This is a genomic window from Amycolatopsis sp. NPDC114503 (genome assembly GCF_055633655.1).
On record NZ_JBVKDT010000008.1, the window covers coordinates 369753 to 386454 of the forward strand.

At 67.6% G+C, this 16702-nt stretch carries 20 protein-coding genes; 14 read left to right on the top strand and 6 right to left on the bottom strand.

The features are described from left to right. Positions 1–20: 20 nt before the first annotated feature. From ACZ7OI_RS32700 to ACZ7OI_RS32720, 5 genes are all read left to right on the top strand, one after another. Positions 21–548, top strand: a complete 528-nt coding sequence (locus ACZ7OI_RS32700; protein ID WP_037815899.1) for a YflT domain-containing protein — start codon at positions 21–23, stop codon at positions 546–548. A 247-nt stretch (positions 549–795) separates the two neighbouring features. Continuing rightward, entirely contained in the window at positions 796–2115 is a 1320-nt protein-coding gene (locus tag ACZ7OI_RS32705) for an ABC transporter substrate-binding protein (RefSeq protein ID WP_470267931.1), read from the top strand. Then, positions 2112–3059 carry a carbohydrate ABC transporter permease gene (locus ACZ7OI_RS32710; RefSeq protein WP_470267932.1) on the top strand — a complete coding sequence of 316 codons (948 nt, stop codon included), beginning with the start codon at positions 2112–2114 and terminating at the stop codon, positions 3057–3059. The genes ACZ7OI_RS32705 and ACZ7OI_RS32710 overlap by 4 nt, the downstream gene beginning before the upstream one ends. Beyond that, positions 3059–3901 carry a carbohydrate ABC transporter permease gene (locus ACZ7OI_RS32715; RefSeq protein WP_370940262.1) on the top strand — a complete coding sequence of 281 codons (843 nt, stop codon included), beginning with the start codon at positions 3059–3061 and terminating at the stop codon, positions 3899–3901. Before ACZ7OI_RS32710 ends, ACZ7OI_RS32715 begins: the two co-directional genes overlap by 1 nt. Before the next feature lie 3 nt (positions 3902–3904). Next, on the top strand, positions 3905–5080 hold the full coding sequence (locus ACZ7OI_RS32720; protein WP_470267933.1) for an ABC transporter ATP-binding protein: 1176 nt from the start codon (positions 3905–3907) through the stop codon (positions 5078–5080). A 54-nt stretch (positions 5081–5134) separates the two neighbouring features. Here ACZ7OI_RS32720 and ACZ7OI_RS32725 read toward each other — a convergent pair whose 3' ends face one another. Beyond that, positions 5135–6043: a hypothetical protein gene (locus ACZ7OI_RS32725; RefSeq protein WP_470267934.1), complete on the bottom strand. Its 909-nt coding sequence runs from the start codon at positions 6041–6043 to the stop codon at positions 5135–5137. Between the two features lie 317 nt (positions 6044–6360). On the opposite strand from ACZ7OI_RS32725, the gene ACZ7OI_RS32730 reads away from it, so the two are divergent. Next, positions 6361–6843 carry a DUF4265 domain-containing protein gene (locus ACZ7OI_RS32730; protein ID WP_470267935.1) on the top strand — a complete coding sequence of 161 codons (483 nt, stop codon included), beginning with the start codon at positions 6361–6363 and terminating at the stop codon, positions 6841–6843. A 160-nt stretch (positions 6844–7003) separates the two neighbouring features. Further along, positions 7004–7198 (top strand): PspC domain-containing protein, encoded by a 195-nt coding sequence (locus ACZ7OI_RS32735; protein ID WP_116202203.1) that lies wholly within the window; start codon positions 7004–7006, stop codon positions 7196–7198. A 215-nt stretch (positions 7199–7413) separates the two neighbouring features. Here ACZ7OI_RS32735 and ACZ7OI_RS32740 read toward each other — a convergent pair whose 3' ends face one another. The 4 genes from ACZ7OI_RS32740 to corA form a co-directional block, all read right to left on the bottom strand. Beyond that, positions 7414–7761 (bottom strand): ClpX C4-type zinc finger protein, encoded by a 348-nt coding sequence (locus ACZ7OI_RS32740; RefSeq protein ID WP_470267936.1) that lies wholly within the window; start codon positions 7759–7761, stop codon positions 7414–7416. A 53-nt stretch (positions 7762–7814) separates the two neighbouring features. Next, positions 7815–8654, bottom strand: coding sequence for a chromosome partitioning protein ParB (locus ACZ7OI_RS32745; protein ID WP_470232213.1), 840 nt, complete (start codon positions 8652–8654; stop codon positions 7815–7817). Beyond that, positions 8651–9304, bottom strand: a complete 654-nt coding sequence (locus tag ACZ7OI_RS32750; protein ID WP_470267937.1) for a metallophosphoesterase family protein — start codon at positions 9302–9304, stop codon at positions 8651–8653. The genes ACZ7OI_RS32745 and ACZ7OI_RS32750 overlap by 4 nt, the downstream gene beginning before the upstream one ends. 195 nt (positions 9305–9499) lie before the next feature. Continuing rightward, on the bottom strand, positions 9500–10588 hold the full coding sequence (corA, locus tag ACZ7OI_RS32755; RefSeq protein ID WP_037815877.1) for a magnesium/cobalt transporter CorA: 1089 nt from the start codon (positions 10586–10588) through the stop codon (positions 9500–9502). Between the two features lie 330 nt (positions 10589–10918). On the opposite strand from corA, the gene ACZ7OI_RS32760 reads away from it, so the two are divergent. Together ACZ7OI_RS32760 and ACZ7OI_RS32765 are read left to right on the top strand one after the other, a co-directional pair. Next, the gene (locus ACZ7OI_RS32760) at positions 10919–11422 is read left to right on the top strand and encodes a MaoC family dehydratase (RefSeq protein ID WP_037815874.1); all 504 of its coding nucleotides are present in this window, start codon (positions 10919–10921) and stop codon (positions 11420–11422) included. Between the two features lie 24 nt (positions 11423–11446). Continuing rightward, positions 11447–12556 carry a DUF2332 domain-containing protein gene (locus tag ACZ7OI_RS32765; RefSeq protein WP_470267938.1) on the top strand — a complete coding sequence of 370 codons (1110 nt, stop codon included), beginning with the start codon at positions 11447–11449 and terminating at the stop codon, positions 12554–12556. Positions 12557–12837: 281 nt separating this feature from the next. Here ACZ7OI_RS32765 and ACZ7OI_RS32770 read toward each other — a convergent pair whose 3' ends face one another. After that, positions 12838–13239 (bottom strand): NUDIX hydrolase, encoded by a 402-nt coding sequence (locus ACZ7OI_RS32770; protein WP_470267939.1) that lies wholly within the window; start codon positions 13237–13239, stop codon positions 12838–12840. 182 nt (positions 13240–13421) lie between these two features. On the opposite strand from ACZ7OI_RS32770, the gene ACZ7OI_RS32775 reads away from it, so the two are divergent. From ACZ7OI_RS32775 to ACZ7OI_RS32795, 5 genes are all read left to right on the top strand, one after another. Then, on the top strand, positions 13422–13592 hold the full coding sequence (locus ACZ7OI_RS32775; protein WP_086024945.1) for a hypothetical protein: 171 nt from the start codon (positions 13422–13424) through the stop codon (positions 13590–13592). 22 nt (positions 13593–13614) lie between these two features. Beyond that, positions 13615–14175, top strand: a complete 561-nt coding sequence (locus ACZ7OI_RS32780; protein WP_009072960.1) for a PH domain-containing protein — start codon at positions 13615–13617, stop codon at positions 14173–14175. A gap of 65 nt (positions 14176–14240) precedes the next feature. Continuing rightward, complete coding sequence (locus tag ACZ7OI_RS32785) at positions 14241–15104, top strand: PHP domain-containing protein (protein ID WP_470267940.1); 864 nt, start codon at positions 14241–14243, stop codon at positions 15102–15104. 1 nt (position 15105) lies between these two features. Next, entirely contained in the window at positions 15106–15735 is a 630-nt protein-coding gene (locus ACZ7OI_RS32790) for a MarC family protein (protein ID WP_344288575.1), read from the top strand. Between the two features lie 79 nt (positions 15736–15814). Beyond that, the gene (locus tag ACZ7OI_RS32795; protein WP_470268059.1) at positions 15815–16663 is read left to right on the top strand and encodes a RecB family exonuclease; all 849 of its coding nucleotides are present in this window, start codon (positions 15815–15817) and stop codon (positions 16661–16663) included. The last annotated feature ends 39 nt before the right edge of the window (positions 16664–16702 follow it).

The following is a 16702-nucleotide window of genomic DNA, read 5'->3' on the forward strand; positions in this document are numbered from 1 at the left end:
ACCGGACGAGTGCGCAGGTGATGATGGTGAGCAGTCCCTTTGGTGGCGGTCAGAGCCCGGCCGGGCTGCCGCGGCTCCCGACCCCGCCCACCGGCTGGCCGATCGGGTCGTACTCGACCTACGGCGAGGCGCAGCAGGCGGTCGATTTCCTGGCGGAAAGCGAGTTCGCGGTCACCGACGTGACGATCGTCGGCGTCGACCTGATGCTGGTCGAACGCGTCATCGGACGGCTGTCGTGGGGCCGGGTGCTCGCCGCGGGCGCGATGTCGGGCGCGTGGTTCGGCCTGTTCGCGGGACTGTTGCTGGGGATGTTCGTCAACCAGGGCGGATTCACGCTGCAGCTGCTGACCGGGCTGGTGCTCGGTGTGCTGTCCGGGCTGGCGTTCTCGGCGATCGGATACCGCACGTCGCGCGGGCGCAGGGATTTCTCGTCGGCCAGCCAGCTCGTCGCCGGCCGGTACGACGTGCTGTGCCAGCCGCGCAGCGCGGAGCAGGGCCGCGAGCTGCTCGCGAAGCTGGCGTTGCGGCCGCCGCCCGCCACGGCGTAAAGACCGGCGGGACTTTTTCACCCGTCCTTCCGATGGTTCGCGCGCACCTGGCTGAATCGTTACCGACCCTGCTTGCGGCGGGTGATCGCCGGGCATAGGTTGTCCGACACCGGTTGGCCGGTCGTGTCCTCCAGCGCGGCCTGCCGGCAACTGGCACGTCGGGGTGCTGGCTCGGGTCCGCCTCGTCGCGGCGTGCTGTCTGGGGGCGGCACCGGACGGTGCCGTGTGCACACGCGAGGAGGCTTGGATGGGGAAGAAACGGCCCAGCGGAAAGAAACGAGGACCTACCCGCGCGGCGGCACTGCTCGCCGCGGGCTTGATGACCAGCGGCCTGGCGGCAGGCTGCGGAACGGCTTCCGGGACGACGATCAACGTCTACTACTCCCCGGAGGACCATTTCCAGACGGTCGTCGACAACTGCAACAAGGCCGCCGCCGGGCGGTACCGGATCGTCTACAACAAGCTGCAGCGCGGTTCGGACGACCAGCGGATCCAGATGGCGCGCCGGCTCGCCGCGGGCGACACGTCCATGGACGTGCTCGGCCTCGACGTCACCTGGGTCTCCGAGTTCGCCGAGGCGGGCTGGGTCGACGAGTGGACCGGGCAGAACAAGACAGCCGCGTCCGAGGGCGTGCTGAAGGGTCCGCTGGAAACCGCGACGTACCAAGGAAAGCTCTACGCCGCGCCGAAGAACACCAACGTGCAGCTGCTCTGGTACGACGACCGCCTCACTCCGACCCCGCCGAAGACGTGGGACGAGATGATGCAGATGTCGCAGCGGCTCAAGAGCGAGCACAAACCGTATTCCGTCGTGTTCACCGGCGCGCAGTACGAGGGCCTGGTCGTCATCTACAACACGCTGGTCGAATCGCTCGGCGGGCACATCCTGTCCGACGACGGGAAATCCGTGGTGATGGACGAGGGCGCGGTGCAGGCGCTGGAGCTGCTGAAGAAGGTCACGTCGTCGGGGATCACCGATCCGTCGCTGACGAACCAGAAGGAGGACGACGTCCGGCGGACGTTCCAGGGCGGCGGCGCCGCGTTCGAGCTGAACTGGCCGTTCGTTTACGCCTCCTACGCCGAGGAAAAGCCGCAGGACCTGTCGCACTTCAAGTGGGCGGTGTATCCGCAGGCGAAGGAGGGCATTCCGTCGAAGAGCACGATCGGCGGGTTCGACCTCGCGGTAAGCGCCTACTCGCAGCACAAGCCGGAGTCGTATGAAGCGGCGTTGTGCTTGCGCAGCAAGGAAAACCAGAAGGTGTCCGCGATCAACGACGGGGTGCCGCCGACGATCGAGTCGGTGTACCACGACGACGTGCCGGTTGACCCGGCGAAACCGGTGTCGGCGGACAACCCGAACATGGCCCAGAAATACCCGATGCGCGACGCCATTCTGTCGGCGCTGAAAACCGCCGCGGTCCGGCCGCTCACGCCGGTGTACCAGAACCTGTCCACGGTGATGTCGAAAATCATCTCCCCGCCGTCGGCGATCGATCCGCAGGCGACCGCGCAGAAACTGCGGGAACAGCTCGATGACGCGCTCCAGTCGAAGGGAGTGATCCCGTGACCGTCCAGGATCCCGCCGTGACCGCTCAGGAAGCGGCGCACCGCAAGGGAAAGCCCGCGCTTTCCGAGGGCAAGAAGGCGGAACGGCGGCTCGGGCTCTGGCTGTGCGCGCCCGCGTTCCTCGTGATGATCGCGGTGACCGCATACCCGATCATCTATTCGATCTGGCTTTCGCTGCAGCGCTACGACCTGCGGTTCCCGTCTCAGCACGAGTTCATCGGCTTCTCCAATTACGCGGCGGTGCTCACGAATTCCTACTGGTGGACCGCGTTCGGCACCACGATGTTCCTCACCGTCGTGTCGGTGGCGATCGAATTCGTGCTCGGCATGGGCCTCGCGCTGATCATGCACCGCACGCTCGTCGGCCGCGGACTGGTGCGCACCGTCGCGCTGATCCCGTACGGCATCGTGACCGTGGTGGCCGCGTTCTCGTGGTATTTCGCGTGGACGCCCAAAACCGGGTACCTGGCGAACATGCTGGGCGAGGGGGTCGCGCCGCTGACTGACCAGTGGCCGTCGCTGTTCATCATCATTCTCGCCGAGGTGTGGAAGACGACGCCGTTCATGGCGCTGCTGCTGATGGCCGGGCTGGCGCTGGTGCCCGACGACCTGCTGAAGGCCGCGGCGATGGACGGCGCGACCGCGTGGCAGCGGTTCACCAAGGTGATGCTGCCGGTGATGAAACCGGCGATTCTCGTCGCGCTGCTGTTCCGCACTCTCGACGCGTTCCGCATTTTCGACAATATTTACGTGCTCACCGGCGGCGCGCAGGACACCGGATCGGTGTCCATGCAGACCTACGACAACCTGGTCAAGGGGCTCAACCTCGGGATCGGCTCCACCATGGCGGTGCTGATCTTCATCACGGTGGCGATCATCGCGTTCCTCTTCATCAAGGTGTTCGGCACCGCCGCGCCCGGCACGGACGACGGGGGGAAGCGCTGATGGCTATCGGAGGTGCGGCCACGACCGGCCGCAAGGTCGGCTGGGGCCTGCTGGACATCCTGGTGCTGGTGTTCGCGATCGTCCCGGTGCTGTGGGTGCTTTCGCTGTCGTTCAAGACGAAAGCGACGCTCACCGACGGCAATTTCATCCCGGTGGAATGGACGCTCAAGAATTACGCGGACATCTTTCAGACCACGGAGTTCCTGCGCGCGCTGGTGAACTCGATCGGCATCGCGGTGATCTCCACGGTCATCGCGGTGGTGCTGGGCACGATGGCGGCGTACGCGATCGCCCGGCTGGATTTCCCCGGGAAGCAGCTGCTGGTGGGGCTTTCCTTGCTGATCGCGATGTTCCCGCAGGTCTCGCTGGTCACCCCGCTGTTCAACATCGAACGCGGGCTCGGCCTTTTCGACACCTGGCCGGGGCTGATCCTGCCCTACATCACGTTCGCGCTGCCGCTGTCGATCTACACGCTGTCCGCGTTCTTCCGGGAAATCCCGTGGGAGCTGGAAAAGGCGGCGAAAATGGACGGCGCGACGCCGGCCCAGGCATTCCGGAAGGTGATCGCGCCGCTGGCCGCGCCGGGCGTGTTCACCACGGCGATCCTGGTGTTCATCCTCTGCTGGAACGACTTCCTGTTCGCCATCTCGCTGACGTCCACCGAGTCGTCGCGCACGGTGCCCGCCGCGTTGTCGTTCTTCACCGGGTCCTCGCAGTTCGAGGACCCGACCGGCCAGGTGTGCGCGGCCGCGGTCGTGATCACGGTGCCGATCATCCTGTTCGTGTTGTTTTTCCAGCGTCGCATCGTGGCGGGGCTGACGTCCGGTGCGGTGAAGGGCTGACCCATGGCTGAGATCGTTCTCGACAAGGTTTCCAAGCGCTATCCCGACGGCGCGCTCGCGGTGTCCGAAGTGGACATCACGATCGCCGACGGCGAGTTCATCATCCTGGTCGGCCCGTCCGGCTGCGGGAAATCGACCACGCTCAACATGGTCGCCGGGCTGGAGGACATCTCCTCGGGCGAACTGCGCATCGACGGCAAGCGGGTCAACGAGAAGGCCCCGAAGGACCGGGACATCGCGATGGTGTTCCAGTCCTACGCGCTGTACCCGCACATGAGCGTGCGGGAGAACATGGCGTTCCCGCTGCGGCTGGCCAAAGTGGACGACAAGATCGTCCAGTCCAAAGTGGAGGAAGCGGCGACGATCCTCGACCTGACCCAGCATCTGGACCGCAAACCGGCCAACCTGTCCGGCGGGCAGCGGCAGCGGGTGGCGATGGGCCGGGCGATCGTGCGCAACCCCAAGGCGTTCCTGATGGACGAGCCACTGTCCAACCTGGACGCCAAACTGCGCGGCCAGATGCGGACCTCGGTGTCGAAAATCCAGAAGCAGCTGGGCACGACCACGCTGTACGTGACGCACGACCAGACCGAGGCGATGACCCTCGGCGACCGCGTCGTGGTGCTGCGGGCCGGGTACGTGCAGCAGATCGGTTCGCCGCAGTTCCTTTACGACAACCCGGCGAACCTGTTCGTGGCCGGGTTCATCGGCTCGCCGTCGATGAACTTCGTCCCGGCTACGCTCGAAAACGGGCAGCTGCGCAGTTCGCTGGGCGCCACCCCGCTCACCGACCGGATCCGCCGGATGGCCGAGGCGGCGAACGCCCCGCGCGAGGTGATCATGGGCATCCGCCCGGAGCACTTCGAGGACGCCGCCCTGGCCGAGCAGGGCCGGGAGGGCGCGACCTTCACCGCGCACGTGGACGTGCTGGAGTCGATGGGTTCGGAGAAGTTCGCGCACTTCACCGTGGACGGTGAAGCCGCGACCTCGGCCGAACTGGCGGAACTGGCCGCGGACAGCGGTTCGGCCGACGTCCCCGGCGCGGAATCGCTGATCGTGGCCCGGCTGTCGGCCGAATCGGCCGCGGCGGAGAACCAGGACCTGCAAATCTGGTTCGACGCGGACAAGGTGAAGCTCTTCGACCCGTCCGACGGCCGAAACCTCACCTACTCCGACTGAGCCAGTGGTTCGTGAAGGGCTCCTTGAATCCCTCAAGGAGCCCTTCACGGACGTTCAGGGGATCCGCGAGAAGACCGTCGCAGCAGCGGTACGCGCGGCCGGACAAGCCGCGTCCCCGCCCGCGCCGCTGGTGTCGACCACGCTCACCGTCGCCTGCTCCGCGCGTCCCGGGGTGGCCGGGGAGGGCTGCACTGTCCGGACGCGGCAAAACGCCCCGTCGGCGGCCACCCGGGCCATCCGGTTGCCGAGCGTTTCCGACGGCCCCGCCGGAGCCTGCCGCACCACCGCGAACTCCAGGCTCACCTTGTCGAGAATGCAGGAATGCCCGGCGAGCCCAGCCGTCGCGTCGCCGCCCTGCGCCCCGGAGCCGCTGAGAATCGCGCAGGAATCCACCCGCCCCCAGGACCGGTCCGGCAACTGCGGATGCCGCACCCGATTGCCGGTCACCGCGTCGAGCACCCCGCCGACGACGTCGTCCGCCGCGGTGCACCGCTCCTCGGCACTGCCGCGGTCGTCCTTGTCCGTGATCGAAACGGCCAGCCGAACGCCGTCGGCAAACGTGATCGCCCGCCCGCACGTCCGGTCGGGCACGAATCCGGCCTGCTGCACGGAAACGCCGTCCGGCACCTTGCCCGGGTAGTCGTAGGCCTTGATGGTGGGATCGCGATCGGCCGCGAGCGGCCCGACGGTGACCGTCCTCGGCCGCCCGGCCTGGACGAAGTCCGCCTGGCAAGCGGTGAACGAGGAATCGGGCGTGTCGGCAGTGGTGTTCTTGAGCCGCTTCGGGTCGAGGAGGCTGCAGTAGTCGAGCGTGGCGAAGTCCCCGAGCGCCGCGATCGCGGTGAGAGGCACCGGCGTGGACTGCGCCTGCTCGGTCGTCGGGGCAGACTCCGCGGAACATCCGACAGCCGCGGCGAGAAGCACCGAACAGCCGACCGCGAGGACTCCGAGTGGGTTACGCACGGGGTGCAGTATCACCGTGCGTGGCGAAAAATCCAGCCCCCGCCGGGAAATCCCACACTTCGCTGAGTCATCACCGCTGGTGGGGGAGGTGTCGGTGGGCAAATGGGGGAGCGCGGCTCGCGGGACCGGCCAGGCGGTTTGGCGGGCGGGCTGTCGGCGGGAACGAGCGTCGGACGACCGGGTAGGTATCGGCCAGGCTGCGGGTGAAATCTGCGCTAGGCGAGCGTGGCCGGGGCGGGTTGTTCGGCGCACAGCGCGGGGATCGCGGTCGAGCAGGCCGCGTTTCACTCACCCGAAGCCGATGGCAAGCTTCTGCGGTGCCCGAGCAAACCAGCCACGTCAAGGTCGTGTTCGAACTTCCTTCCGACGGCGAGGATTGGCCGCCGTTCAGCCGCGAAGGATTGTGGGCGGTTCCGCTGGACCGACCGGATCACGTGCGACTGGACAACATCCCGTGGTTTGCCCGCAACGCGGCCGAGGGCGACGTTTTCCGGGTCGAGAGGGACGAGGAAGGGGTGCTGCGGCCGGTCGAACGGGTGGAGTGGTCAGGCAACTGCACCATCCGGATGATCGTCTGGTCGGACGGCCCTTTCGCGGGCGATCTGAGCCGCGTGCTCGACCGCTTCGCCCCGTTCGGCTTCGAGGGCGAAGGATTCGAGCAGTTCAAGATGGTCGGGTTCACCGTCCCGCCGGAAGCGGATCTCGCCGAGGCCAAGCGCGTGCTCAAAGCAGGCCAGGCAGACGGTTCATGGGCCTACGAGGAAGGCTGCGTCAGCCGGGAGTGGGAGGCAGCCGGGTAACGGGACCAGCCCGTCGACCTGCGAGTTCCCGCCTCAACCCCGATTCCTCCCCAATACCGGACCCCATCCCCTTAGGGGTCCGGATCGTCCCGCGGAGCGATGTATCCCCGCGCCGGTCGTGGTGACATGGAGGTACGAACCCAAACGGGAGGGGAACACGATGACCGCACCTGTCACCCACCGGCTGAGCCGGCCGCGGGAGGGGCGCATGATCGGCGGGGTCTGCGCCGGGCTCGCCCGTCGCTTCGGGACCACGCCGGGCAAGATCCGGGTGCTCGCGCTGGTCTCCTGCCTGCTGCCGGGGCCGCAGTTCGTCGGGTACCTGATCCTCTGGGCCATCATCCCCAGCGACTGACCCGCCGGGCGAGTCGCCGGGACGGCTCGCCCGCCGCAGAACCACCGCGAACCATCTGGACGGTTCACCCGCCGCGAAGCTGCCGCGAACTGCCTGGACGGCTCGCCCGCCGCAGAGCCACCGCGAACCGCCCGGACGGCTCGCCCGCCGGAAACCACCGCGAACCATTGAGATCGATCGGCCCTCTTCCGCCACCAAACGGGAGGGGGCCAGTCTCATTTCCGCTCGGCGGAAAACCGCTCCCAGGCCGATTGCCGCGTCACGCCGAGCGCCTCGCCGATCCGCGCCCACGCCACCCCGCGCGTTCGCAGCAAATCCACCTGCTCCTGGATCCGCGCGTCCGTCTGCGCGCTGACCTTCGCCATGCGCGGGATGCTCTCCAGGATCTCCTCGTCCGATTTCCGCTCCCACAGCGTCACCTCGGGCGTCCCCGGCTCGTGTTCCCCGGCCAGGATCTGTCCGCACAGTCCGACGCAGCCGTCGCAGATGTAGACGCCCGCACCAGCGATCAGTTTGGCCACCTCATCGGCCGGTTTCAGGCAGAACGAGCAGTACGAAGTCATCACTACCTCCCAGTGTCAGGACTAGCCTGACACGTCAGGAGAGTCCTGACAAGTCACTGCTGGGAGCGCAGTGTCTCGATGACCTCCTCGTCCCAGCGGTGCGTCCGGATCAGCCGGTACCGCTCGCACGCGACCCACAGATACGCCTCCGCCTCGGTGCGGTCGCCGATCAGGTCGGCTTGCCGCAGCATCGCCACCACCGGCGTGAATTCCTCGTCGAACCAGCGCTGCGCGACGGTCGCGCGGTCGGTGAAGCGGCCTTCGTCTTGCATGAGCCGGAAACCCCACGCTTCGACGTGTTCGCCGAGTTGCGCGTAGTTCCACGGATCCGTCATCAGCACCGAGGCGCGGGCATGGCCGGACAGCGGGACTCGTTCCAGGAACAGCCGCCGGTAGTCCTTCACGATCAGGTCGCCGCGATACCGGATGCCGCTCGGGTTCAGTTTGGTGCGCACGGCCGTCACCGAAGCTTCTATTGTGGACAGTCCCTGCGCCAGCGCGACCGAAACCCGGTGGTGGCCATCGATAATGAAGTGCAGTTCGCCGATCCGGTACACCTCGATCGGCGGGATCGCCTCGCCCCGGCGGGCGGCCAGCGCGAGTCGTTCCCAGCGTTGCCGGACCCGGGCGGACGTCGGGCGGAAGCGGCGGTCGAAATCGCGGCTCCGGTCGACGGTGCCGACGATCGAGTCCAAAGTGATCACTCGCGTCCCGATCCGCGCCTCGCTGACGTAACCGAGCGCCTGCACCACTTCGTGGAACGGCAGCATGATGTTGACGTCGTCGGGTTCCCGGCGCAGCCACGTGGAAAGCCGCGACAGCACCTGCCTGCGGCGGGCTCGCAGGAAGTCGTTTTCGGCGTCGGCACGCGGGAAACCGGTCGGTCGGGTCATCGCGGGAACTCCATCACCTGATAGCCCACCACATTGCGGATCCGGGTGCGGCCTGCCACGCGGTCGGGCACCGGTTCGCCGTGCGGGTGGATGTGTCCGTGCAGCAGCCAGTGCGGCTGCAGGGTTTCGATCGTGCGGTGCAGACAGGAGAAACCTTGGTGCGGCGGATCTTCGCGGTCGCCTAGGTGCCGCGGCGGCGAATGCGTCAGCAGAATGTCGATTCCGTTGCCGTCCCGCCATTTCCGCCACCGGACACGCCGCTCCAGCCGCCGGGCCCGGCGCGCCTGCTGGCGTTGCGTCCATTGATTCGGGCCGTCGCGGTAGCGGATCGAACCGCCGAGCCCGGCGATGCGCAGCCCGGCGACGTCGACGACCCGGCCGTCGGCGTTGATTCCGCCGGTGGGGCCGGGCCATTCGGTCGGGAAACCGTCCTTCATGGACAGTCCGCCGTAGCGGGTGAAGCCGCTCAAGTCCGGATCGTGATTGCCCGGAACGAACACGCACGGCACGTCGAGCATGCCGGCTAGGAACTCGAGATAAGCGAACGGCAGATCGCCGGCGGCGACGACGAGGTCGACCCGCAGCGAGCGGACCGCCGGGGTCCACAGCCGCTCGTCGGCCTCGTCGGCCACCACCAGCGCTTTCGGCATGCGCCAAGGTTACGGCGCACGCGGCGTCACTTCATGCCGTGCGCGAACCCGGGGTTGAGCGCGATCATCGCGACGATGCCGACGATCCAGATGAGGCAGAGGGCGAGGGCCCAGAACTTGAGGTTGGACAGCAACCGGGACATGACGAGACAAACCTCCTGCTACCGGGGGAAGAAAAGGGGACCGCGAGGGCGGCTACAACCAGCCGTTCTTCCGGAATATTCGGTACAGCAGCAGACAGATCGCGAGAATGATCGTGACCACGATCGGATAGCCGAACTGCCAGTGCAGTTCGGGCATGTAGTCGAAGTTCATGCCGTAGATGCCCGCGACCATCGTGGGCACCGTGATGATCGCCGCCCACGCGGTGATCTTGCGCATGTCGGTGTTCTGCTGCAGCGAGATCTTGGCGACTGTCGCGTCGACCAGGGTGCTGAGCAGTTCGTCGAACGCCGCCACGCGTTCGGACACCGTCGCGAGGTGGTCGGCGACGTCGCGGAAATACGAGCGGACCTCGTCCGGCACCAGCCGCGTGTAGCCCTCGGCGAGCCGCGACACCGGCGTGGCGAGCGGGACCACCGCGCGCCGCAGTTCGAGCACTTCCCGCTTCATCAGGTAGATCTGCTCGGCGCTCACCGACGAACGCGGCGCGAACACCTGCGCCTCGATCTCGTCGATGTCCGCCTCGATCCGGCTGGTGACCTCCAGGTAGTGGTCGACCACGTGGTCGGCGATCGCGTGCACGACCGCCGCCGCGCCGAGGGCGAGCCGCTCCGGGTCGTCGTCGAGGTCGCGGCGCAGCCGGGCGAGCCCGGAGTGGTTGCCGTGCCGGACGGTGATCACGAAATCGCGGCCGAGGAACACCATCAGCTCGCCGGTTTCCACGATCTCGTTCGCCGTGGTCGGCGACTGGTGCTCGACGTAGCGGACTGTCTTGAGCACCAGGAACAGCGTGTCGTCGTAGCGCTCCAGCTTCGGCCGCTGATGCGCCTCCAGCGCGTCCTCGACGGCCAGTTCGTGCAGGCCGAAGGTGTCCGCGATGCCCTGGATCTGGTCGGAATCGGGCTCGTGCAAGCCGATCCAGACGAACCCCGCGTGCCGCTTGCGCACCTCGCGGATCGCTTCGGCGTGCGTCCAGCGCCCGGGCAGCCGCTTGCCGTCGACATACACCGCGCAATCGACGACATAGGCCGACAGCGGCACCGGGATCGGCCGGTCGAGATTGGCCTTGGCCCGGTTGTTGCCGCGGCCGCGAAGGCCGCCTAGCGAGGGAATGGCAGGCATGGGTTCTCCTGGGCAGGCGTCGTGAAGCACGAAGACGACGGCCAGGCGGACTGCGGGGGTCCGTCCGGCGGCACCGTGAGTTCCCGGACGCGGGCCTACCAGGAGCGGGAAAGGCCAGCCGGCGGGGCGGGAACGCACGTACTACTAGGGAGCGGACTATCACCACTGCTCATGGGCGGTTCCTCACCTCCTTTCGGCCGGGGCACGCCAGGGCGTGCGACGTGGCAGGGGTCGCGTTGACGCGCGATCACCGATGGTCGAGGGTACTCCTCACCACGGATACGTGTCGCACCTGGTTCGGCAGGTGTTACCCGGACAGGAGGCGCAAGCGTGCAATTCGGACGGTATTACGAGGAGTTCGAGGTCGGCGCGGTCTACAAGCACTGGCCCGGCAAGACCGTCACCGAATACGACGACCATCTGTTCTGCCTGATCACGATGAACCACCACCCGCTGCACCTGGACGCGCACTACGCGGGCGAGACGACCGATTTCGGCAAGAACGTCGTGGTCGGCAACTACATCTACTCGCTGCTGCTCGGCATGTCGGTGCCCGACGTGTCCGGGAAGGCCATCGCGAACCTCGAGGTCGAATCGCTCAAGCACGTGAAGCCGACGTTCCACGGCGACACGATCTACGGCGAGACCGAGGTGCTCGACAAGACCCCGTCGAAGTCCAAGGACGACCGGGGAGTGGTGTACGTCGAGACGCGAGGGTACAAACAGGACGGCACCATCGTGTGCATTTTCCGGCGCAAAGTGATGGTGCCGAAACGGTCCTACGGCGACACCCGCGGCGGGGAGCAGCCCGGCCGCCCGACGCCGCACGAGTGATCGATCCGCCGAAGGGGAGCACGGGTGGCCATCGCCCTGGAAGAGATCAAGCGCCGGTTGCGCAGATTCGCCGAGGTGGAGGCGCGCGGCGTTTCGCCGCTGTACGACCACCTCGCCACGCACGCGGCCGAGGATGACGACGTCGCCGCGCTGCTGATGGACGCTCGCGGCGGCGAAGCGCTCGGCACTTTGCTGTTCGCCGCCGCGCACCGGCTGGTGCAAGCGGATCCGATTCATCCGCTGTCGCGGTATTACCCGTCTGTCGGCGGTTTCGACGGCGTCGACAGCGAGACGTGGCCGTTGTTCCGCTCGTTCCTGCTGGAACGCGTGGATCAAGCCCGCGAGATCATCTCGACCCGCTACACGCAGACGAACGAGGTGCGCCGCGCCGCGCTGCTTTACCCGGCTGTCGCGGCGGCGGCGAAGGAAGCGGGCGGCAAGATCGCGCTGCTCGAAGTCGGCTGCAGCGCGGGATTGCTGCTGGGGCTCGACCGGTTCGGTTATCGCTATCAGTGCGACGGCGGCGAGCAGCTCACGGCTGGTCCGGCGAAGTCGGCGGTCGGGCTGCACTGCGCGATCGACGTCGCGGACGGCGCGAAGTTGCCCAAGCTGCCCAAGAAGGTGGCTGTCGCGGCCCGAGCGGGCCTGGACCGGGCACCGGTGGACCTCGCGGACGAGGACGAGCTGGCATGGCTGGAGGCGTGCGTCTGGGCTGACCAGGTCGACCGGATCCGGTTGCTGCGGACGGCTGCCGCGGAACAGCGGAAGCACGCGCCGGAGCTGATCGCCGGCGACGCTGTGGATGACCTGGCGTCGGCGGCCGCGCGGTTGCCGGCGGAACTGCCGCTGGTGGTGCTGACGAGTCACGCGCTGGCGTATCTCGGGGACCGGCGGGCGGACTTCGTGGCCGAGCTGGCGCGGCTGTCCTCGGCCCGGCCGGTGTGGTGGGTGAGCCAGGAGTTCTACCGGGCTGGGCTGGAGACCGTATTGCCTGGGCGGGAGGACCTGTCTTCGGATTCAGAAGAGCCCGCGATGGCGGTGCTCGGGCTGACGACCTGGCTGGACGGGAAACCCGAGGCCCGCGCGCTGGCCAGGACGGCACCGCACGGCCAGCGGATGACCTGGCTGCCCTGAGCTGTCTCGTGCGTGGCTGGGCTGGTTAGAACCGGCTCAGCCACGCACGACGATCCTTTGCACCCTGCGTAACCTGTGTCACATTCGCCCCATCAGTCACACTGCCCCGCGACGGCCGCGCCGCCGGAACCGATGCGCGTCCGGCGATATCGAATAAGCGTTCCGCGCATTTTCCGTGCTCATCGCGGATGCTTGAACGATGGGGAAACTTTCCGACAACTCCGCAATCCGTTCCGAATCGCGGACGCGGCCCGGGGCAATGCGTAAATAACCGCTCTGAGTTACGCGGCCGGCACCTGATTCCAGTCACGCAGGGTTATCAGGAGCTGGTCCACCAGGTGGCCCGCTTCGTCTAAATTGACCAGTTCGGCCGAGTTGACCCACCGTGCGTCGGAGGCGTCGTCGCCCGCGGTGAGGATTCCGCCGGTCCACGTGCATTCGTAGTCGTGGATGTCGTAGACGCCGCGGACGACCGACCCGGCCAATGTGTGCGGTCTCACGTCCAGGCCGGTCTCTTCGCGGAGCTCCCGGACCACCGCTTCATGGTCCGTTTCGCCCGGTTCCACTCGCCCGCCGGGCAGCGACCACTGGCCTTTCCCGGGTTCGTTCGCACGCCGGATGAGCAGGAGTCTGCCCTGGTCGTCGAACACAATGCCGCCTACGCAGCGTTCGAGAGGGTCCATGCCGCGAACGTAGCCGACCCCGGCCGCACCCCCTAGCGTCCGGGAACCTGTACACGGAGAGTAGCCGTACGGTACACTTCGAGCGCCTGGCTGACCCATGCGCGGGACTTTCCTCCCGCGTGAGTGGTCAGTGCGGTACAACGTAGAAAGTCAGTTTTCCGGGTGTCATGGAAGAGACGGGATTGATCGCTGTGAACGCGAAGAAGCTTGCGGGACTCGTGGGTATCGCGTTGGTGCTGTTCTTCGTGATCGCCCAGCCGGGCCATGCTGCTGGTCTTGTCAGCAACATCGTGGAGTTCCTCCGCAGCTCGGCCGAATCGGTGATCACGTTCGTCAGCAACGTCTTCCACTGAGGACAGGGGATACCCTCGACCCATGTTCGCGCCACGCGACCCTGACGAGTACCTCCTCGACACCGAGCGGCGGGTCATCCGGATCCGCCGCCACTGGGCGGTGCTCCTCTGGGACACGTTCGAGGCGGCCGCGCTGCTGATCGTGTGCGTGCTGGTGTCGTATCTGCTGCCGCCCTCGATGTGGGTGGTGCAGAACATCCTCTGGTACGTCGCGCTGGCGGTGGTGCTGCGATTCGCCTACGTGATCATCGAATGGTGGGTCGAGCGCCTGGTCGTCACCGACAAACGGTTCGTGATGACCACCGGCGTCTTCACCACCAAGGTGCTGATGATGCCGATCAGCAAGGTCACCGACCTCACCTATCAGCGTTCGGCCTGGGGCCGGATGCTGGGCTACGGCACGATGGTCGTCGAATCGGCCGGCCAGATCCAGGCGCTGAACCGGATCGACTACCTGCCCCGGCCCGAGGAGTTCTACGACACGATCTCCGAGCTCGTGTTCGGCGACAAGCAGAAGCAGGCCGAACGGTTCTCCATGATCAAGGCACAGCGCGCGGCGCGGGGCAAGAAGCCGGTCGGCTGACCCCGGGCGCGTCGGCACTGGTCCCGGCGCCGAGGTGACGCAGCGCATCGTCGAGAATGGGTCCGATGCGCATCGACCTGCACGCCCACTCCACGGCCTCCGACGGTACCGACAGCCCCGCTGAGCTCGTCGGCGCTGCCGCGCGTGCCGGTCTCGACGTCGTCGCGATCACCGACCACGACACCACCGCGGGCTGGGCGCCGGCCGCTGCGGCCCTGCCCGCCGGGATGACTCTCGTGCCGGGCGCGGAGCTGTCGACGGTGTCCATCGATCCGGATACCGGCTACGAGATCAGCGTGCACCTGCTCGCGTACCTCTTCGACCCGACCGCGCCCGCGATCGTCGCGGAACAGACGCGGCTGCGCGTCGAACGGCGCACCCGGTTGCGGCGGATGGCCGAGCGGATGGCCGCCGACGGCCTCCCGGTCGACGCCGACGAAATCCTGAGCCTGCTGCCCGAGGACTCGCCCGCGGGACGGCCGCACCTCGCACAGGCTCTCGTCCGCGCCGGGCTGGTCAGTTCCGTGGACGAGGCGTTCGGCGACTACCTGCACAGCCGCCGCGGCTACTACGTCGCGCGCCGCGACACTCCGGTCGAGGAAGCGATTGACATGGTCACCGCGGCCGGCGGGGTTACCGTGATCGCGCACCCCTTCGCCTTCAGCCGCGGCGCGACGATCAGCGAGGACACTCTGCGCGAGCTGACGGCCCGCGGGCTGACCGGCGTCGAGGTCAACCATCCCAACCACGATCCGGCGACCCGGGCGCGCACCCGCGAGCTGGCCGACGAACTGGGCCTGATCCGCACCGGGTCCAGCGACTACCACGGCACGAACAAGACCATCGGGCTCGGCCAGGAAACGACCGAGCCGGACCAGCTGGAGGAATTGGTGGGGCGGGCGACCGGCTTCCAAGTGGTGAAGGGCTGAGATGGCCGTCTCGGATTTCTTCGACGCGAAGCTCTTCATGAGCGCGACGATCACCCTCGTCGTGATCATGGACCCGCCCGGCACGGTGCCGGTGTTCCTGAGCCTGGTCGGCCGCAAACCGATGGCCACGCGCGTGAAAGCGGCCCGGCAGGCGGTGCTGGTGTCGCTGCTGGTCATCTCGCTGTTCGCGGTGGCCGGGCAGGCGATCCTGGCGTATCTGGGCATCGGCATTCCCGCGCTTCAGGGCGCGGGCGGGCTGCTTCTGCTGCTGATCGCGTTGCAGCTGCTCATGGGCAACGCGGGCAGCAACGAGCCCGAGGCGGCGGAGGACGTCAACGTCGCCCTCGTTCCCCTTGGCACGCCCCTGCTGGCCGGTCCTGGCGCGATCGCGGCGACCATCGTGTTCGTCCGCCAGGCTGACGGGCATCTGGGCGCCTACATCGCGCTGGCGCTGGCGATTGTGACCGTGCATTTCGTGCTGTACACCTGCATGCGGTTCTCCGGCGTGGTCATCCGGCTGATCAAGGAAAGCGGCATCACGCTCCTGGCGAAGATCGCCGGCCTGCTGCTCGCCGCGATCGCGGTCGAGCTGGTCGCGAATTCGGTGCAGGGCTTCATCGCCGGCGGCTAGCCCCCGGGCCCATGCCGGAAAGTGTCGGTGGGGGTGCGTAGCGTGGGCGTCGATGGAAGGGGGCGGCGTGAAAGAACAGATGGGGTTCGACTTCGGCGTCGAGCAACCGCAGCGGCTCACCAAGGTGTCGCCGGCGCGGCTGAGCACCTTTGACGATTGCCCGCGCCGGTACCGGCTGGCTTACCTCGACCGGCCGACGCCGCAGCGCACCGGGCCGTGGGCGCACAGCACGCTGGGCGCGGTGGTGCACAACGCGTTGCGGGCGCTTTTCGACCTGCCGGTCGCGAAACGGACGCCGCAGCGCGGGATCGCGCTGGTGTCCGAACACTGGAAGGACGTCGGTTTCGCCGACGACGACCAGGCCGCGCGCTACCGAGCGCGAGCGAAGGGCTGGGTCGCGGAGTACGTGGAGGACAACGACGTCACCGACGACCCGGTGGGATTGGAACGCTGGGTCTCCGCCCCGGTCAGCACAACCGGCGGACGCCCGACGATGATCATCGAAGGACGAGCCGACCGCATCGACCAGCGCGGCGGCGAACTGGTGATCGTGGACTACAAAACCGGTCGCCGAGCACCGGACGAACACGAGGCGCGGGCGTCGCAAGCGTTGGCGATGTACGCCGTAGCCGCGACGCGCACTTTGCGCATGCCGTGCACGAAGGTCGAGTTGCACCATTTGCCGTCCGGCACGATCGCCGCGGCGGAACACACCCCGGAAACCCTGAAGCGGCACCTGGAACGCGCCGAGGAGACCGCCGGGGATTTGCGGTTGGCAGCAGATACCCTTGACGCAGGCGGCGACGGAGACACGTTGTTCCCCGCCCGCCCCGACCGCCGCTGCGCATGGTGCGACTTCCGCCCGAGCTGCGTGGCGGGACAGCAGACCGCTCCTGCCGCGCAACCGTGGGATTTGCTTGCGCCGTAGGGGATTTCCCCGAGACGTGGATGGGACCCGAGGATCGTG

Bases quoted from the DNA above. Each gene is read 5' to 3' on its own strand.
- ACZ7OI_RS32700 (WP_037815899.1), top strand. From the start codon at position 21: ATGATGGTGAGCAGTCCCTTTGGTGGCGGTCAGAGCCCGGCCGGGCTG.
- ACZ7OI_RS32705 (WP_470267931.1), top strand. From the start codon at position 796: ATGGGGAAGAAACGGCCCAGCGGAAAGAAACGAGGACCTACCCGCGCG.
- ACZ7OI_RS32715 (WP_370940262.1), top strand. From the start codon at position 3,059: ATGGCTATCGGAGGTGCGGCCACGACCGGCCGCAAGGTCGGCTGGGGC.
- ACZ7OI_RS32720 (WP_470267933.1), top strand. From the start codon at position 3,905: ATGGCTGAGATCGTTCTCGACAAGGTTTCCAAGCGCTATCCCGACGGC.
- ACZ7OI_RS32735 (WP_116202203.1), top strand. From the start codon at position 7,004: ATGACCGCACCTGTCACCCACCGGCTGAGCCGGCCGCGGGAGGGGCGC.
- ACZ7OI_RS32740 (WP_470267936.1), bottom strand. From the start codon at position 7,761: ATGACTTCGTACTGCTCGTTCTGCCTGAAACCGGCCGATGAGGTGGCC.
- ACZ7OI_RS32745 (WP_470232213.1), bottom strand. From the start codon at position 8,654: ATGACCCGACCGACCGGTTTCCCGCGTGCCGACGCCGAAAACGACTTC.
- ACZ7OI_RS32750 (WP_470267937.1), bottom strand. From the start codon at position 9,304: ATGCCGAAAGCGCTGGTGGTGGCCGACGAGGCCGACGAGCGGCTGTGG.
- corA (WP_037815877.1), bottom strand. From the start codon at position 10,588: ATGCCTGCCATTCCCTCGCTAGGCGGCCTTCGCGGCCGCGGCAACAAC.
- ACZ7OI_RS32770 (WP_470267939.1), bottom strand. From the start codon at position 13,239: ATGGACCCTCTCGAACGCTGCGTAGGCGGCATTGTGTTCGACGACCAG.
- ACZ7OI_RS32780 (WP_009072960.1), top strand. From the start codon at position 13,615: ATGTTCGCGCCACGCGACCCTGACGAGTACCTCCTCGACACCGAGCGG.
- ACZ7OI_RS32785 (WP_470267940.1), top strand. From the start codon at position 14,241: ATGCGCATCGACCTGCACGCCCACTCCACGGCCTCCGACGGTACCGAC.
- ACZ7OI_RS32790 (WP_344288575.1), top strand. From the start codon at position 15,106: ATGGCCGTCTCGGATTTCTTCGACGCGAAGCTCTTCATGAGCGCGACG.
- ACZ7OI_RS32795 (WP_470268059.1), top strand. From the start codon at position 15,815: ATGGGGTTCGACTTCGGCGTCGAGCAACCGCAGCGGCTCACCAAGGTG.